This is a genomic window from Breznakia pachnodae (assembly GCF_030814225.1).
In the GTDB taxonomy this organism is placed as follows: Bacteria; Bacillota_I; Bacilli_A; order Erysipelotrichales; family Erysipelotrichaceae; genus Breznakia; species Breznakia pachnodae.
Map to the genome: position 1 here is coordinate 279,767 of NZ_JAUSUR010000002.1, position 17,942 is coordinate 297,708.

General features: G+C 34.3%; 11 protein-coding genes. All 11 read right to left on the bottom strand.

The genetic code is table 11. The features are described from left to right. Window positions 1-7: 7 nt before the first annotated feature. Window positions 8-1,015 carry a dihydroxyacetone kinase subunit DhaK gene (locus tag J2S15_RS07375; protein WP_307406889.1) on the bottom strand — a complete coding sequence of 336 codons (1,008 nt, stop codon included), beginning with the start codon at window positions 1,013-1,015 and terminating at the stop codon, window positions 8-10. A 9-nt stretch (window positions 1,016-1,024) separates the two neighbouring features. Further along, window positions 1,025-1,693 carry a class II aldolase/adducin family protein gene (locus J2S15_RS07380; RefSeq protein ID WP_307406891.1) on the bottom strand — a complete coding sequence of 223 codons (669 nt, stop codon included), beginning with the start codon at window positions 1,691-1,693 and terminating at the stop codon, window positions 1,025-1,027. An 11-nt stretch (window positions 1,694-1,704) separates the two neighbouring features. Then, on the bottom strand, window positions 1,705-3,771 hold the full coding sequence (locus J2S15_RS07385; RefSeq protein WP_307406893.1) for a BglG family transcription antiterminator: 2,067 nt from the start codon (window positions 3,769-3,771) through the stop codon (window positions 1,705-1,707). A gap of 15 nt (window positions 3,772-3,786) precedes the next feature. Further along, the gene (locus J2S15_RS07390) at window positions 3,787-4,782 is read right to left on the bottom strand and encodes a dihydroxyacetone kinase subunit DhaK (RefSeq protein ID WP_307406895.1); all 996 of its coding nucleotides are present in this window, start codon (window positions 4,780-4,782) and stop codon (window positions 3,787-3,789) included. A gap of 10 nt (window positions 4,783-4,792) precedes the next feature. Next, on the bottom strand, window positions 4,793-5,428 hold the full coding sequence (gene dhaL / locus J2S15_RS07395) for a dihydroxyacetone kinase subunit DhaL (RefSeq protein ID WP_307406898.1): 636 nt from the start codon (window positions 5,426-5,428) through the stop codon (window positions 4,793-4,795). Between the two features lie 6 nt (window positions 5,429-5,434). Continuing rightward, window positions 5,435-6,802, bottom strand: coding sequence for a PTS galactitol transporter subunit IIC (locus tag J2S15_RS07400; RefSeq protein ID WP_307406900.1), 1,368 nt, complete (start codon window positions 6,800-6,802; stop codon window positions 5,435-5,437). Window positions 6,803-6,828: 26 nt separating this feature from the next. Then, window positions 6,829-7,110: a PTS sugar transporter subunit IIB gene (locus J2S15_RS07405; protein WP_307406902.1), complete on the bottom strand. Its 282-nt coding sequence runs from the start codon at window positions 7,108-7,110 to the stop codon at window positions 6,829-6,831. Window positions 7,111-7,116: 6 nt separating this feature from the next. Further along, window positions 7,117-7,593 (bottom strand): PTS sugar transporter subunit IIA, encoded by a 477-nt coding sequence (locus J2S15_RS07410; protein ID WP_307406904.1) that lies wholly within the window; start codon window positions 7,591-7,593, stop codon window positions 7,117-7,119. Window positions 7,594-8,200: 607 nt separating this feature from the next. Next, the gene (locus J2S15_RS07415) at window positions 8,201-15,628 is read right to left on the bottom strand and encodes a DUF7927 domain-containing protein (protein ID WP_307406906.1); all 7,428 of its coding nucleotides are present in this window, start codon (window positions 15,626-15,628) and stop codon (window positions 8,201-8,203) included. Window positions 15,629-15,662: 34 nt separating this feature from the next. After that, a complete protein-coding gene (locus tag J2S15_RS07420; protein ID WP_307406908.1) occupies window positions 15,663-16,367 on the bottom strand; it encodes an InlB B-repeat-containing protein in 705 nt (234 codons plus the stop codon). A 2-nt stretch (window positions 16,368-16,369) separates the two neighbouring features. After that, the gene (locus tag J2S15_RS07425) at window positions 16,370-17,650 is read right to left on the bottom strand and encodes an RNA polymerase sigma factor (protein WP_307406909.1); all 1,281 of its coding nucleotides are present in this window, start codon (window positions 17,648-17,650) and stop codon (window positions 16,370-16,372) included. Window positions 17,651-17,942: the final 292 nt, after the last annotated feature.

Consider the following 17,942-nt stretch of genomic DNA (forward strand, 5'->3'; position numbering starts at 1 on the left):
TTTTCTCCTACTGTTTAAAGAATGGGGTATTCACAGGGTGTTTGATTAATTCTTTTAATTCATCATCCAACTTTAATAATGAAATTGAGAATCCTGCCATTTCAAGTGCTGTAGCATATTCACCTACATAATACTTAACCGCTGTAATACCTGCTGTTTCCAGTTTCTGATTGATTCTACGAACTACAATATATTGTTCATCTAGTGGTGTCGCTCCTAGACCATTTACTAAGACTGCAACTTCATCATTCTTATTGTATGGTAAATCTTCAATGATTTGTGTAAGCATTTCATCAACTATCTGATCTGCTGGTTCAATCTTACCTCTACGAATTCCACTTTCCCCATGGATTCCCATTCCAATTTCCATTTCATCTTCACCAATACTAAATCCCGCTTTACCGACACGAGGAACAATACATGGTGTAAGTGCTACTCCCATTGTACGAACATTATCTGCTGCTTTTTGTGCGATACGCTTTACATTGTCTAAGTCTAACATCTGATCCGCTGCTGCTCCTGCACATTTGTACACAAAGAAGATTCCTGCCACTCCACGTCTGGTACTCTTCTCACCTGGCTCACTAGGACCTGCTGAAGCAACATCATCAGCTCCCAATACTGTTTCTACTCGAATACCTTCTTCAAAATCTGCCATTTCACTAGCCATATCAAAGTTAAAGATATCTCCATTGTAGTTACCATAAATGTACAGTACTCCTGCACCACTATCAATTTCTTTTGTGATTGCCAGCATCTGATCTGCACTAGGTGATTGAAATACATCTCCTACACTACAACCATCTAACATTCCATCACCAACATAACCAAGAAACAATGGCAAGTGACCACTACCTCCACCAGTAGCAATACCAACCTTTCCCTCTTTTTTTGTCTTAGTGACATAACACTGTAAATCATTATTTACACAAGTAACCTGATCGCTGTGTGCAATATAAATTCCTTCCAACATCTCTTTCAGATAGTCTTCAGGTTTATTAATTATCTTTTTCATATGCTCCACCTACTTATTTGAAAACTTAATTTCTGCTGGGTATTCCCATTGTTGAAGTTCTTCTGCTGGGAAACTCTCTGGTTCTTTTCCACCATTAGCAGTTAATGTATTGTAGTAAAGTTGAGCAATCTCTTCAATGTATGCTGCCTTTAAAAATGCTTCATAGATATCTGTTCCATCCACAGCACAGGCTCCATGACCTTTCATTAAGAAACAATCTGCTTCTTGTACTACATCTATTACTGAATCTGCAAGTGCTGGTGTTCCTGGTCTTCCATAAGGAGCTACTGGTATTCTTCCCTTTTTTAATCCCATTGAAGCTACTTCATATACAACTGCAGGAATTGGTTTATCCAATACCGCAAATGATGTTGCATACATTGAATGTGTATGCGCTATTGCATATACGTCTTCTCTTGTTTCATAAATCTTCAAGTGCATTAATGTCTCACTTGTTGGTCGAAGTCCAGAAAGGTTTTCAATTACATTTGCATCTATATCTACAACTACCATATCTCTTGGTGTTAATAATTCTCTATCTACACTTGTAGGTGTAATTACAATATATCCAGTTTCCTTATCTCTAGCTGAGAAGTTTCCTGATTTATGTTTACATAAGCAATCTCTCTGTGCTCTTTTTGCAATCTCACATACATCTTTTTTTAATGTCTCTAACATGATTTCTCCTTTTATTTTCTTATCACCTGAACAATCTCATCCACTTTTTTCGCCTGACGGATTGCTCGCATTTTTTCATTTGATTCTGTTACTTCAATAAACTTGTAAAGAGCAGTTAGGTGTTCAGTACGGTCTGGTGTTCCTAGCACAACAATGATATCCGCATTCATATACCCATGAATTGATATCTTTGAAGGCATTCTTAAAATACCCATCGATACATTGTTTACACCATCATCAATTCCCGCATGCGCAATGATGACACCTTCTGCAATCATAATAAAGGGTTGTTCTTCACAAATTGAAGTAATCATTTTATCTACATATCGTTCTTCTATATCTTTATTTTCCAATAAAGGTTTTGATGCAATTCTAATTGCATCTTTCCAGTCAGTCTCTTTATCTGAAATCTGAATTGTTTTCTCATTTAGTAAATCACTTAACAGTATTCCTTCGCGTTTGCGTTGCAGAATACTTTCTTCTTTTTTCGTATTTGGTTCTTTACTTAAGTATTGTTTTAAATCTTTAATCAACTGATCTTTATCATGAATCGTTGCTGATTCTTCCACAATATTCACAATACTTGATATTTGAATTCGATGTAAGTTTACACCTTCTATTTCCTGTAATACCTTTTCTCTAAAACTTTGTTTTGAATATTCATTCAAGAATGGTGTAACCAGAAATTGCGTCTTTTCACTCTCCAAACGTACCGTTGAAAAAACCAGTTCATAATCTTCTTTGAAGTCTTGAAATCCACGAATGGATAAACAAGTCAAAAAGTCGATTTCTGGAAATAATTCCGTTAGTGTTACATACAAGAAATTGGATACTGATATTCCATTGGTACAAACAACAACTGCTCGTTTCTTTTCCTCAACAATATCTAATACCCCTTCTTTACGTAACCATGCACCAAATAAAACAGTCAGGTAAACAAGCTCATCATCCACAATTTCATGTCCTACCAGTTGAGCAAACGGTTTTGATGATTTACGCACCATCTCATGCAGATAACTATGTTGTGGTAGCACCATATCTAAGATACTGTTCTCAATATGATAGTTATACTTCATTCGATAGAATGCTGGTTTGCAGTGTTGTAATACTGCTTCCAATAACTGTTCGCGTTCTTTGATTTGAATACATGAAATATCTTCAAAGTTTGTGATCATTTCATTTGCTGCCTTCATCAGTTTCTTTTCCATCTTATATTCATCTGCTTTTAAATAATGAATATTGGAAATCTGAATCTGTGCTGATATGAACATTCTTTCTAATTGATTTTCAATTTGATATTTATTGGACAGGCTTGCTGTTACACTATATTCCTTTGTTCCAATAATATGTTGGAATGCTTCAGGTATGGTATCTAGCAACTGTCCTGAATGAACCCTGCGAATTACCAGACATAAAATGTATGGTAATTCTTTTAGTCGCTCATCAGTAAACTGTATTTGTAATTTCTTTTCAATCTCACTGATATCATTATGAATTTCATCTAGTTCAGCGACATCAATCTTACATATTTTCTTTATTACATCACTACCATTGGGCATATTTAATACTTTTCTGATGGATGCAATTAGTAATTCTCTTTTCGCATATTCACTTCCGATTAAGTTATATCCATCTTTTCTGCTGTATAGAACACTTACGCCATAGTTGGTATGAATATACGTATGTAATTTCTTTAAATCTGATAAAAAGGTATTTTTGCTAATACCTAATTCGATAGTGAAATCATAAGTTGATAATTCGTCCTGATGACATAGTAAAATGAGAACAATTAAATCCAGACGTTCTTTATCGCTATAGATATAAGAAGCTTCTTCAAATGTAAATTGATCTGTTTTAAATTCTTCAATAACAGTAGCAGGTATTGTAAATTTACCTGTTTTCTGTCGCTCAATCTTCGTATACCCATTTCCTATCAGATAATCATTTACTTTATCTAGAGTATAACTTAATTGTTTTCTGGACAGAGATAGAAGTTGTTCCAATTCTTTTCCTGTTGCTGCAGGATTATCAACGATATGAATTAAAACTTTTCTACTCCTCTCATCTAGGAATGTCATCGCATACCTCCTTACTTACTTACTTATACCTGGACTCTCTGCTGGATAATCCAGTAATTCTTTTAGTTCATCATCTACTTTCATTATTGTTAATGCTGCTCCATTCATATCAAGTGAGGTAACATAATCACCAATATATGGACGATAAACATGAACACCTTTTTCACTTAATACTTTTTCAATCCCATCATAAAGAACATATAATTCCATTACTGGAGTTGCACCCAATCCAGAAACAATCAGAGCTACTTCATCATTGTTTGCAAGTTCAAGATCTTCAATGATTGCAGTTGTCATTTTTTCAGCAATTACTTCTGCAGTTGGTAAATCTTCAATATGCATTCCTGGTTCTCCATGGTGTCCAATTCCAAACTCCATCTTTCCTTCTTCAATAGTAAAGTTTGGACTTCCTACAGCAGGTATTGTGCATGGAGCTAATCCCACACAAATACTACGTGTATTATTCACTGCTTTTTGGGCACTATGAATTACTTCATCTAAACTTGCCCCCTGTGCTGCTCTTGCACCAGCTACCTTCCACATGAATACCCCACCAGCAATCCCATGACGTTTCTCTTTCTGGTCTTTTGGTGCAGATGAAATATCATCATTGGCAATTACACATTTTACTTCGACACCTTCATCTTCTGCCATCTGTATTGCCATTTTTACATTCATATTGTCACCTGCATAATTTCCAAACAAACAGGCAACACCTTTTCCACTGTCCACTGCCATAAAGGCATCATAGAATGCCTGTGCAGGAGGAGAAGAGAAGACCTCTCCAACCGCAACTGCATCTAACATATTCTTACCAACATAACCAAGAAATGCTGGCTCATGTCCACTTCCTCCACCACTGACTAAACCTACTTTATCAGCAATTGGAGCATTTACATTTTTTACAACATGATCATTTTCTTTGATGATTTCAATGTAAGGATACGCTTTGGCAAATCCTTGTAGCATATCTTCAACAATATAATCTGGTTTATTCACAAATCGTTGCATAAGCTCTCCTTTATTTTAATAGTTTGATTGCAGATGTAGCAAAGGTTTCCAGGATAATCTGCGCTGATGTTGCACCTGCATCCTGATGTCCAATTGAACGTTCACCTAAGCGACTCGCTCTTCCTAGTTTCGCTATCATTTGTTTTGTTGATTCAAGTCCTGTTTTGGAAGCATTTACCATTGCTTCCAGGCTTTCTTTCGTTTTCTGTGTACTCTGATACACTTCGTGATATGCATGAATCGCTGGATCCAGTACATCAACTAATGTTTTATCATTTACTTTCGCAGGTGAAATCGAGGTAATATTGCTATATGCCTTATCCAGCATTTCACCTATAATTACTCCATCAATCACTTCTTCATTTCTTGATACAGTATAAAACCCTCGAAAGAAATTTCCATAGAGTGGCCCCATACTTCCACCTATTTTACTCATCAGTGTTTTACTGATTACTTGAAATCCACTACTCATATTATCATTTTCATTTAATTCTTCTAAGGCCATCGTAAACCCTTTGTTCATATTAATTCCATGGTCACCATCCCCAATGGCACCATCGATTTCACTTAAATAATCTTTATTTTTTTGAATTGCTTCAATTATATCTTTAACAATTAAAACCCCATCTTTATTTGTAAAGTTCATATACTTCTATTCGCTTTCCACTTGTTGTACTTTTGCAGCTTTTGCTTCTTTCATCAAATCACGGTAGTATAATACAAATCCAATTAACCACAATCCAAAGATAATTGCCGGAAGTACATTTCCATTGATGATATCAAATATATGAGAAATTGCATATGTAAATACTGGTCCATCAATCGAACTGTTTGAAATTAACTGTCCTGCACCTAATGTAACTGCTCCTGTTGAGTTAGCAAGTTCGGTAATAAACGGTGCAAACGCTGTACCTACCCATAGGAATGCTGGAACTCCAATTGTACAAAGTACTAACATTCTTGGTAAGTTACCTTTTGTTACTAAATATGCTGGAACTGCTAAGGCTAAGTTAATTATTCCTGCAAATGGCAGAATATCATTTCCTGGTAAGAACATGGCACAAACAAGAGTTACTGGAACTGACCAAATAACTGCTAACCAGATTTCATTTGAACCACCAAGGAAAGGCCAGTCCAATCCTACAACTAAAGTTCTTCCTTCAAACTTCTTATTCATAAAGTCACTAATTGCTTCTGAAATTGGTGACAATGCTTGCATAAAGTATTTCGTAATTACTGGAAATAATGTAAGTGCTGTTGCACATTTAATTCCTAAAGTTAAAATTTCTGCTACATCATATTGAGCTAATAATCCAAATAAACATCCTAGAATAAACCCTAATACATGGTTTTCCGCGAAAATTCCAATTTTGTTTTTTAATGCTTCAGCATCGAAATCTTTGTTAAAGAATGGAATTTTTCTTAGTAACATATCAAATGGGTATAATACTGCTCCAAAGAACACCATTTTATGCGTACATGTAACCCCAGGAATTCCTGATAATTTTTCAATTCTATGTTGATGTGCATCAGCAGTTTTAAGTTCAAAGATAATTTGAACTGCTGCTACCAAAAACGCTAATGGTACACTTCCAGTAATTGCAACTACCGCAACTGCTGTAAATATTTTTCCCCACACATTCCATAAGTCCGCATTAAATGTATTCGTTTTCTTTAATACCAACATAATAATATTAATTATAATTAATAGTGGGAACATTAAGAATGCATATGGCCATGACCATGAAATGGTTGACATTGTCGTCCACCCGCCATCAACAACTGGTAATGAAATACCTGTTGATTCCAGCATTGCTTCTGCCGCTGGTGCAATTGTATCTGTCATAAAACTGATCAACATTGACATCCCAGTGAACGCTACCCCTAATGTAATACCTGAAGAAACTGCGTCTTTTAATTTCATTCGCACGATTAAACCTGCGATTATTATAATAATTGGTACAAATACTGCTGCCCCTAAACCAAGCAGCCAATTAACAACATCTTGTAAGATATCCATAAAGTCCTCCTTATATATTTCTATCCTTATCCGTTATTCACAGCATCAATTAATCTTTGTAACTCTTGTTCCATTCCAACACCTGTTAAAAATGTAATTCCATTGATTACAGGAATTGGATATTCTTTATTTGTCTTAGTAATTGCAATATACGCAACACTAGAATTCATATAGCGATCTACTGATTTTAAGTCTACTGCTTCAACTTCAGCATCTACTTTTCGCTCTTTTAATAAACGATTTACTTTACTTGCTACGGTTTGTGAAGTAGCTACTCCACTACCACATGCTACAATTATTTTTTTCATAAATAATTACTCCTTCTCATTAAATCCTTTCATACTTAGGATTATTTTCATATATTCTTCTTCTGTTGTTGCATCCAGCAACTTGTTCATCAACTTTTCATCTTGAAAATTTTCAACTAGTATCTGAAGTAATTCAACATGCCCATTTTCTCTTTTGAATCCAAGCATGAATATAAATTTCACATCATGCCAAACATCGCTGGTCGCCATTTCACACCATTTAATAGCATTTTTTAATCGTGTTGCTGCTATGAATGGTTTTATGATGTACTGAGGATCTGCATGAGGAATTGCGACAGCATAAGGCTGTGTTGGCAAACCCGTAGGAAACTCCTTTTCTCGTTTTGTTATTGCATCATAGAATGACTCATTGACATAACCAAGTTCAACTAGCTTATTGCATAACTTTGAGAAAAAGTCATCTGCATCAACCACATCCATATCTAATTGGATTAATTCCTTGTGAATCATATCACTTTCCATTACTTTCACTCCTATTCCAAAAACAGATATACATTTGATCATTCATTGCGCGCGAATACACTATCTGCTTTTCTATTCTCATTATATGGGCGATAAAACTTCTTTTCAATTTCATTTGGGTTCGACTTGTGCACAACATGATGTGCAATACTGTGATGTTCCATCCTGTTGCGCAATGGTGGGCTACAATTTAGTACTTAATTCTGTTCTTTTAACCCATTAATGTAATACCAAAAGAAAAAAAGAATGTAATATATGCAGATTATCACTATGATTAATCTATACATATTACATTCTTTTTATTGATGATCTATTATAATTCCAGTGCAGTTTCCATTTCCTCTACTGACAACCATTCCGATTCTCTTATTGATTTTTTCATACTTCCTCCCTTAATTAGTGAATATATATTTGAATTTCTGTTTCGCCAATACAAATTAATATGTTAATTTGTGGCATGGTTTTATTCATTTTAATCAATAGTTATATTCAACCATTGTCTTGTGCACAAGACAATTACACTATATTTTTGTCTTATACATAAGACAATTTCTCAATTTCAAAAGAAAACAGTAAGATTTTTCATCCTACTGTCTCTTTGTACAATTTATACTTTTTCTGTTTTTCTTTTAGAAATTAATAAAGCCAATATGCTCATTAATCCAATAAGACTCATGAAGATATAACCAGTGCTATTTGTATCATCACCTGTAGCGATTGAAGGGCTACCAGCAATTGATGCAGATTGTTTAGGCTCTACTGTGTGAGTCACTTCATTTGTATTCTTTGGATCATCTTCTCCTAATTGAACTTGAGCAACATTACGAATCGTGCTTTGATCACCTGTTACTTTTACTCTAAAAGTAACAATCACAGATTCATTTGGTTTAATCTCAGGAATTTCCCAAGTCAATATACCATCTTTTTCAAAGTATGTCGTATTCTTATCTTCTGTATTAATACTATTTGCATCATACTCTGTACCTGTTGGTATTTTATCAGTAACTGTAATATCCCTTAAAGTTTCAGTACCTGTATTATCCACTTGAATAAAGTAAGTTACATAATCTCCACTTTTCACAATACTTTCGTGTTCTGGATTACTTGATTTTAGAATTTTAAATGATAAAGATTGTTTATGTTCTACTTCATTTGTTGGTGTCCATTCTTCTTCCTCTGGTGCTTTCGCATATGCCTGATTCTTGATGTCACGTTCACCTTCTGTATTAAGTTCATCCACTTTAACTTTGAAACTTAAAGTTACGCTCTCTCCTACTGGTACATTTTCAATATCCCATGTAAGTTCTCCAAATCCATCTTTAATACTTGTATCATCTGGTATTACTAATTCTGCATTTCCTTCATATGCAATACTTTCTTCTACATAAGTTGTATTTTCTGGTATTGCATCTTTTACTTGCAGATTATCTAATGAAGATTCTCCTGTATTTGTGACTTTAATGAAATAATTGATTTCATCTCCGCCATTTACATAACTTCCACTTTCTGGATTACTTGATTTCTCTATTTCATAAGCTACTTTTTGTTTGTGTTCTACTTCTTCTGATGGCTTCCATGGATCTTCTGGTGCCTTCACATAAGCAACATTCTTAATTGAACGTTCTCCACTTGCATCCATTTCATCCACTTTAACTTTAAAACTTAATGTAACAGTTTCTCCTGTTGGTACTCCTTCAATATCCCAAGTAAGTTCACCTAACCCATCAACTATTGTTGTATCATCTGGCATGGCTACCGAAACATTTCCTTCATATGCAATACTTTCGTCTACATATGTTGTGTACTCTGGGATTGCATCTTTTACTTGTGCCTTATCTAATGTAGACTCCCCTGTATTTGTAACCTTAATGAAATATGTAATTTCTTGATTTCCATCTACATAACTACCTGTTTCTGGATCACTGTACTTCTCTATTTCATACGCTACTTTTTGTTTGTGCTCTACTTCTTCTGAAGGAGTCCATGGGTCTTCTGGCAGTCTTGTATATGCCTGGTTAAGAATTTCACGCTCTCCAGTTTCATACATTTCATCTACTGTAACGGTAAATGTAACTGTTACACTTCCATCAACTTCCAATCCTTCTACCTTCCATGTAAGTTCACCAGTGCCGTCAACAAGTGTTGTATCATCAGGAGTTACAGTTGTAGCATCTCCTGAATAAGTGATACTGCCTAGTACATAGGTAGTATATTCTGGAATTGCATCTTTAATATCGAATTCTTTCGCGATTGCTTTTCCAACATTCTTTACAGTTATACTGTAGGTAATTTCATCTTCGCTACTTAAGTATGTTCCTTCTTCCACATCACTTACTTTATTGATAGTAAGTAATGGTTCTTTCACTACATGATAGGTTGTATTTGAATCTTTTGAGATTTCTTTTTCTGAATAAACACTTTCATTTTCCTTATAAGTGTTTCCATCAACATCTGTATATGTAGTTTCGTATACTGTTTCTTCTCGCTGTACATCTTTTAAGTGAGCTGTATTATCAAACTCTTTTTCTAATTCCTTCACTAATAGAGTCGCCGGATTATCTGTAGTAACTGGTGCTTTCACTCTAAATGTAAGATATGCTTCTTCACCACTACTCATTCCACTTAATGTCCAAGTCATCTTTCCATCACTATCCGGATCACTCATTGTTGCTGTTGCTGTACTACTAGGGAAAGTAGAGTTTGTATTACTGCTGTCTCTGAATGTATAGGTCATACTTCCACTTTCATATGTTGTATCATATGGCAAGACATCTGTGATTATTATATCTCCACTCTTCGCATCATCATGTCCTGTGTTTTTTACTACTAATCGATATTCGATGGTTTGTTGAAGCTCAGAATACACTGGATCCGTTTCGGTTCCATTATCTTGCGCTAAAACGGTTCCATCTTCTTCTACTAAAGCTGCTGCTTTCACAATATCTGCTTCTCTTCTTATTGTTTTATGTTTAACTTCATTAGATGGTTGATCTGGAATGTTTGGCTGTTTTGCAATTGCTACATTCTCATATGTTATTTCATTTACATTTTCTTCCCAATCAACTTTATCTACTACAACTTTAAAGCTGTATTCAGATTTTCCTTTTGGCACTTCAAGTGTTGGCCAGGTAATTGTATGGGTAGTGTTACTATAAGCACTATCATTTACTTTTACTTGTGCCCCACCTTGCAGTTTGTAAGTTATACTTCCACTTACTAAAGACATTTCCGATGGCAGGGTATCAGTCATTGTTAGATTTGATTGATTTGCTGTTGGTGAATCAACCGTAATTGTATAGGTAACAACTTGTCCTTCTTTAATTACAGGTACATCACTACCATCATACGAACCGGTTGGATTACTTGTCTTATTAACCGTATATGGTGCATAAACTCCCATATCTAGATTACTTACTCGATAATCCATTACTTTCATGTCAGCAATTGTTGGTGTACTAACATCAGTAATTTTAGCACTTTGTAGTTTTCCACTTCCATCCAGCACTGCATCTGCATCACTGTTTACAGTTGAACTTACTCCACTTGCTTGCTTTGTAGTTAATGTGTAATCACCTAAGTTTACAGTTCCACTACTATCAAACTGTACATAATAATCTCCTGATGGCAGATTTGTAAATGCATATGCACCACTTGCATCAGTAACTACACTTGTAAGATCATTACCAAGTATATCCTTCGTTACTTGTGTTCCATCTTTTTTGTATAAACTTACCTTTACATTTGGTAATTTGTTTTCTGTTGTTTCTCGTTTACCATTTCTATTTGAATCAATCCAAGCTACACCTTCTACTGTTCTTCTAACTACTTTCGCCTGAACAACAGGTGCGTATAATGGATCACTACTTTTACCAGATACTATTGTTGCATCATTTGCATATATATTTGATGGCTTATTATCTTTGACTTTCAATTTATAACTGATTTTAATACTAGTTTTCCCATCCATACTACCTGTGAAATAAAGCGCTGTTGGACTTGTTCCTGATGGCAATGTATAAGTTACAGTTGTACCACTTACTGATTTTGTTGCAGTAGTAAAACTACTTGTATTTACATTATAAGCGTTATTACTTTGATTTTGTAATGATGTATTCGTTGAGTACATTAAGTCTAATGTACTTGTAGGTGTTGTAGAGTACTCTAATGTAATAGAATCTACGGTATAAGTTCCATCAAACTTCGTTCCTCTCCAGTCTCCTGAGTATGGTAATACATCTAACAATCTTACATTTGATTGAGTGCTTTGACTTGTATTTGCATAAGTTAAAAAGAATCCAATGTCTTCTCCCAACTCATACATGTTCTGATCAATACCCTTAGCAAAAGTAGTTGCATTTGTTTTTGTAACTGTAAATCCTGCGCTATAGGTATTTCCATTCGCTGTAGTAATCGCACGACCATCACCATCTGCATAGATATTTACTGTATTTGTGAAACTATCATTATGCTTAGCGTCATTATCTGGATCAGCAGCATTACCAATGATTACAGAAAAGTAGACTTTATCCATCGCTTCTCCAACCTTTACTCCATTAAATTCCCAAGATAACGTTTGAACTGTTCTTCCTTTACTGTCAGTAGTTGTACCGACAACTGGCTGTACTCCTGTGCTATAATCTCCACCATCAACCGATTGTGTATTTTGATTATAAGTACCTCCAATAACTGTCGAACCTTCTACATAAGTAACCCCATATGGTAATGTATCAACGACTCTTACATTGTCTAAAACTTCATTTTCTGGTGCGTCTCCATTTGCTAGTTGTAGGGATGGAGATAATACATAATCAACTTCACGTTCGCTGGCATCAAGATCAAATACACTCTTTGCTTTTCCTCCAGATTGTTGAGCTACAGATTTTGTAATTGAAGCTTTATTTCCAACTACTAATACTGATGCTCCTGTATAAAATCCTTGTGGGCCATTTGTTCCTGCTATAACATTTCCATTTTCATCATAAGCTGTTTTTATATATGGTCCGTATGGTTTTCCTCCATTGATTGTGTCGTCATTCAAATATATATCAGGATTATCCATTTTAGTTTTTACACTTGCTGTCGAATAGTTTAACATCGAATCATTGAAGCTCATCAATTCTCCATTCGTCTGTGTCCATACTTTTATTGTATTTGTTGTCTGATAAACCTTTCCTGATTCTGCAGAATCTAACATTTTCACTTTAAAAGCTACTTCTGTTCTTGCTGCTGCAAAACGTCCTTCTCTTCCTTCAGCTAAGACAGCAATACAAACTGCATCAGGGCCTAAAGAAGATTTCAAATCTGTCATACTAGTAAAGTAAATTAAATCTTCTTCTAATGCAGCGCTCATCTCACTATCACTTATCCATCCAGATCCATCAGCTTTTGCACCATAGCGAAGTTTTACTTTCATAGTAGAACCAGCTTTTTCATTGTAAATTGTAAAATCGTCTTCTCCAGCATCATCTAAAGGCTGAAATGCCTCACTATCAAATTTCTGGAATATATTTACTCCATAAATATACTGATCGATATCTGCTGTACTTCCTACACTTACTCCTCCCCATATTTTTATAGTTTGTCCTTTGTATGCCCAACCATCAGATCCATATCCAACAGTTGAAGAAGATAGATTATTACTCCATGCATATGTATTTGTTTCTTTTGTATAGTAATTACGTTTTATATATGACCCAACTGGAACAATTACAACATCGGTTGTTGTTTTATTATCACTTGTATAAACCTCTTTAGTTGTACTAGTACCACCAATACTTGTTGCATTAAAATTAGTAGCCGTTACTTCTAGATCATAAGTGTTACTTTCTGATACACTACTATCTAATGGGAAAAGAACTTGGAAATATCCTGCACTAAACACTCCTCTTCCTAGATCCTCTCCATAACTAACCACATCTCCAGTATTTTGGAAATATTTATGGGTAGGCCAATAATAATCGCCATTTGAGTTTAAAAACTCATATGCATCAACTTCTACACTAATCACATTATTTGTTTGTGTTGCTTTCCATGTTCCTCCATCTACAACTGCATTAAATGCTGTTCCAGTATTAAGTGGTGAAATTGCATATGCACAGTTGGTAGATGTATTGCTATTAAACTGCATTAATCTTCCTTCGTTACCTGTTGTTGTCCCACTATTTCCTTTGTAATCCCATAGCATAGGCATTATTTGTCCAGCACCTGTACCAGTTGAATCAACTCCACTAATATAGGCTGTTAAATCTAAATCAAATGTTATTTTTCCTTCTGGTAGTTCAATTCCTTTAAATTTCTTATCTTTATTAGCATTTCTTAATTCAATGTTAATACCATATCCATACATTCTTCCTGAAATGGTACCTGCAGTATTGTTTACTGCACCACTCTTTCCAGTGCTGAAGTCATAGTCATCTTTCCATTGTATTTGAGTATTTCTTACTAATTGAACATTGTAATTTGGTGCCGCCGATACTTTAACTGGGTCCGGATCAATTGATTTATAAGCACTCTCTGCATTTCCATCCATCCACACTTCAAAAGTTGGTTGAATTAGTTCACCATTTTTCGCTCCATTTACTTGAACTTCAAATGGTAATTGTCTTGTTCCTGGGAATACAGTTTCTCCTACTGATGCAGAAAAGTATCTTTTTCCAGTTAGTACTTGCTTTCCATCAATTACTTCTACTTTTGCATCCACAATCCATTTCATATCATCAAGACTGAATTCAGCTACACCACTTGTATATGGTAACGTTACTCTGAAGTAAGCATAACCACTTGTAAATGATGTATATCCGCTTGCTGTATTTACTTGTATGTTTGCATCGATTGTATATCCAATTTTATCGAATGAACGCACAATTCCATTACTGTCACCTGAATCATTACCAGGCAAATCATCTTTATCCCATACTGATGTTCCATCTCTTATTGTATTTACTTCAATACTTGATACATAAGTTTCATTACTTCCTGCTTCACCTCCTGGTTTGCTTTCAGTTGGTTTTAGATTCTTTTCTTCATCAGTTAAATTGATTTTACTTGCAGGTGCTTTAATATTTCCATATTGATCAGCGTCATAGAATCCTTCATCCGTTCCATTTACAGTTCCATATACTCGATAATAAGTTATTCCATCTTTACCAGTAAATGCATACACTCTTTCCCGTGTAACTAAGGTATCTGTATCTGTTTCTTTTTTCACTGGTAATCCATAATAATCTGGAATTGTTGCTGGTACAGTTGTACTTTCGTTAAATCCAGTTACCGCCTTATTTAATACAAACTTATTAATATCTTCTTGTTTTCCATCAACTGCATCAATTACTTTATAATTTTCATCCTTATCTAACTCGTACCATCCTTTGGTACTGCTTGGGTCACTTACATTACCTATATAACCATAGGCAACATATATCTTTTCACCATCTGCACCAGCAAAAGAATACACATCATATCCTACTGCTGTAGAGATGGTATCTTCTTTTGTAATTGTTGTTGGTACACTTGCATAGACTTCCCCTACCAATAAATATGGTGCTATAGTTGTTGCCTCTGTTGTTGTATCAACAGGTGTTGTAGATGTAATTGTTCCTTGAGAATTTGTCTCATAGAATGCATCTGCTGCTCCATCCTGACTACCATACACTCGATAATAAGTGTTATTGTTTCTACCTTTAAAGTAGTAAAGGGTTGTTCCATCGCCCGTTGTGATTGTCTTACTCACGTAATAAGCAGGTACATCACTTGGAGAAGTGTTCTCCACAAAACCCGAAGCAAATGCTGTCACTTCTTCTGAAGTAACTTTTACCTCTTCTTGTGTAATTTCTCCTTCATTTTCTTTTGTTTCTTCTGTTGCCTGTATAGGTTCTGTAGATTCTACAGATTCACTAGCCTCTGAATCTGATGTATCAGTTACTTCACTAGTTTCTGGTTCCAGCAAATCATCTGCTAGAAGTAGATCACTTGTGAATGCTCCTACAAGCATTGTCATTAATATCATTACGACTGATATTTTCTTAAGCTTTTTCATTTTCACGCCCTCCGTCATTAGATAGATTCACAAGTCATCTAGATTGTTCAGTAGATTTTCTAATTATTTTTAAAGAGACAAAAAAGACTGCAATAAACAAAAAAACATAAGGCACATAGTTAGTATTTCCATTCACTACCTTATTCATTATCGTATTTTCTTTTTCATTATAATTTTCGTTATCTACAACTACTTCATCAATTAACTCACTTTCCTCATCTACGTTAATTAATTTCATTGCTGTAGTCTCTTGAATACTAGGTTTCTCTTCAACTTCGACTACGTTTATTTTTTCTTGAAATGATGCATTAATCTGAGTATCACATTGAATGTTTGATAGTCCACTCCATCCAATAAATTCTAGTCCATCTACTTCTGGTGCATTAATATTTGGCGCATCACTTTGATAGGGTACTGTTGTCTTATAAAATAATTCCCCTTGCACATAGTATTCAACATTGTAATTAATGACTTCATAGATTGCATAATAATTTTTAGATTCCCATACCTTATAGGTAATTAAATACTCTCCTCTACCATTCGCTTGTGTGTTGAATCCAATAAAGTTATAACCATCTTTTTTGATAGATGGAACTTCAAAGTAAGAACCAACAGGTAACTCGTAAGATACAATTAACTGTCCTTGTTCATCATAGAAATTAACGGTTTCTGTATCCTCTGCTCTTAGATGACTAGTAAAGGATAAAAGTAGTAAACAACATATTATTACTTTTTTCATACTCAATTACCACTCTTCTGAATCACATACTCACTATGATTACCAACACTATCATATAAGTGAACACTAACATCCCCTATAAATATACCCTCAGATATTCCATCTTCATTGATTTCATATTTTTGTCCATTACTAGTTACATAAGAGTTATTTAAATCAACTCCTGAAAGATCATCTGATATCTTTAATTTTAATTTATTGTCTTCCATTGATTCTAATTCTGCTAATGGTGCTTTTCGATCAATTGTATCAATAGCAATAATCTCTTTCTTATCACCGACCTCAATCGAATATTCACCATTTTGATCCACTTCAAATTCAACTACATTTGTTTGGATTGAAGAATCAATCTGATTATTATCAAAAGTTACAGACACTTTACTATCTTCTATATCTTTAGTTGTTACTACACTTACTTTTACTTTATTCCTAGTCATATCAGTATTGTATTCAATCTTTGCAATATCAAGAGTTGATGTTTGAAACTGTAATGCAATCACAGTAACTGCAGCAGCAATGAAAGCTGATGCAGCTATCTTCTTTGCTTTTGCGCCATTTCTGATTGCACCACCAATTGCTGCTGTTGCTGGAAACGTGGATACTTTTATTCCATCTAAGATTTGCATTCCCGCCTGCTCATTTAATTGAGTAGCAGCAGTCAGTTGTTCAAACGCCTTCCACATAAGTGGAGCAAAGCTCAACGACATGTAATCTGTAGGTTTAAACCCACGTTTCTTTAATTGAACTTGTAGGTTTTCCTTTATTAGTTTTAGCCTTGTCTTAACCGTTCCTTCAGGAATTTCTAATACATCTGATATTTCTCTGATTTTCATATTTTCAAAGTAATAAAGTTCTGCTGTTATTTTTAATCTATCACTTAATGTATCTAATGAATTTTTAACGTTATCAATAATTTCCTGATTGTGATACGTTTTAATTAAGTCCTCTTTTTCATCTGGAAAATATGATATATCAACACCTTCGTCCAAAGGCTGATAGCGATTTTCCTTTCGATAATGAAGCATAATAATACTGTAACTAATTCGAAATAACCACGAGTTAAATGAATTAGGATCTCTTAAATTCTTTATTTGTTTAATTACTCTTACAAATGTTTCCTGTACTACTTCTTCTGCCCGATCATTGTCTTTTAGAAATGAATAACCAAAATAATATATCTTATTCTTATAAAAGTTATATATTTCATTGAATGCCTCAAAATCATTCTGATTCTGTTGGTACAAAATGACATATTTTGTATCAATTTTTTTATTCTCATTCATTTTGTCTGCCCTCCGCCTCTACTGTTAGATGTTGAACTCCTCTAATTTGTTCAGTAAAATATCATTATTGCTTTATTACAAATTAAAAAGGGAATATAATTATCCCCCTATATTATTAGTCGCTATTTTCATTATATTCGTTCATTTTTCGTTTAATTACTTTGTTATTAAAAATCATATGAGAAAATAAGGGATTAATTTCTTCGCTGTTAAGGTTGAAAATTAATCAATTATACTTGAATAATTCCGTAAAAACAAAAGTTATTCAATTGTATTTGAATAACTTTTGAAA

Coding starts and splice junctions, on each gene's coding strand:
- J2S15_RS07385 (WP_307406893.1), bottom strand. CDS start 3,771: ATGACATTCCTAGATGAGAGGAGTAGAAAAGTTTTAATTCATATCGTT.
- J2S15_RS07425 (WP_307406909.1), bottom strand. CDS start 17,650: ATGAATGAGAATAAAAAAATTGATACAAAATATGTCATTTTGTACCAA.
- J2S15_RS07410 (WP_307406904.1), bottom strand. CDS start 7,593: ATGGAAAGTGATATGATTCACAAGGAATTAATCCAATTAGATATGGAT.
- J2S15_RS07400 (WP_307406900.1), bottom strand. CDS start 6,802: ATGGATATCTTACAAGATGTTGTTAATTGGCTGCTTGGTTTAGGGGCA.
- J2S15_RS07405 (WP_307406902.1), bottom strand. CDS start 7,110: ATGAAAAAAATAATTGTAGCATGTGGTAGTGGAGTAGCTACTTCACAA.
- J2S15_RS07415 (WP_307406906.1), bottom strand. CDS start 15,628: ATGAAAAAGCTTAAGAAAATATCAGTCGTAATGATATTAATGACAATG.
- J2S15_RS07375 (WP_307406889.1), bottom strand. CDS start 1,015: ATGAAAAAGATAATTAATAAACCTGAAGACTATCTGAAAGAGATGTTG.
- dhaL (WP_307406898.1), bottom strand. CDS start 5,428: ATGAACTTTACAAATAAAGATGGGGTTTTAATTGTTAAAGATATAATT.
- J2S15_RS07390 (WP_307406895.1), bottom strand. CDS start 4,782: ATGCAACGATTTGTGAATAAACCAGATTATATTGTTGAAGATATGCTA.
- J2S15_RS07420 (WP_307406908.1), bottom strand. CDS start 16,367: ATGAAAAAAGTAATAATATGTTGTTTACTACTTTTATCCTTTACTAGT.
- J2S15_RS07380 (WP_307406891.1), bottom strand. CDS start 1,693: ATGTTAGAGACATTAAAAAAAGATGTATGTGAGATTGCAAAAAGAGCA.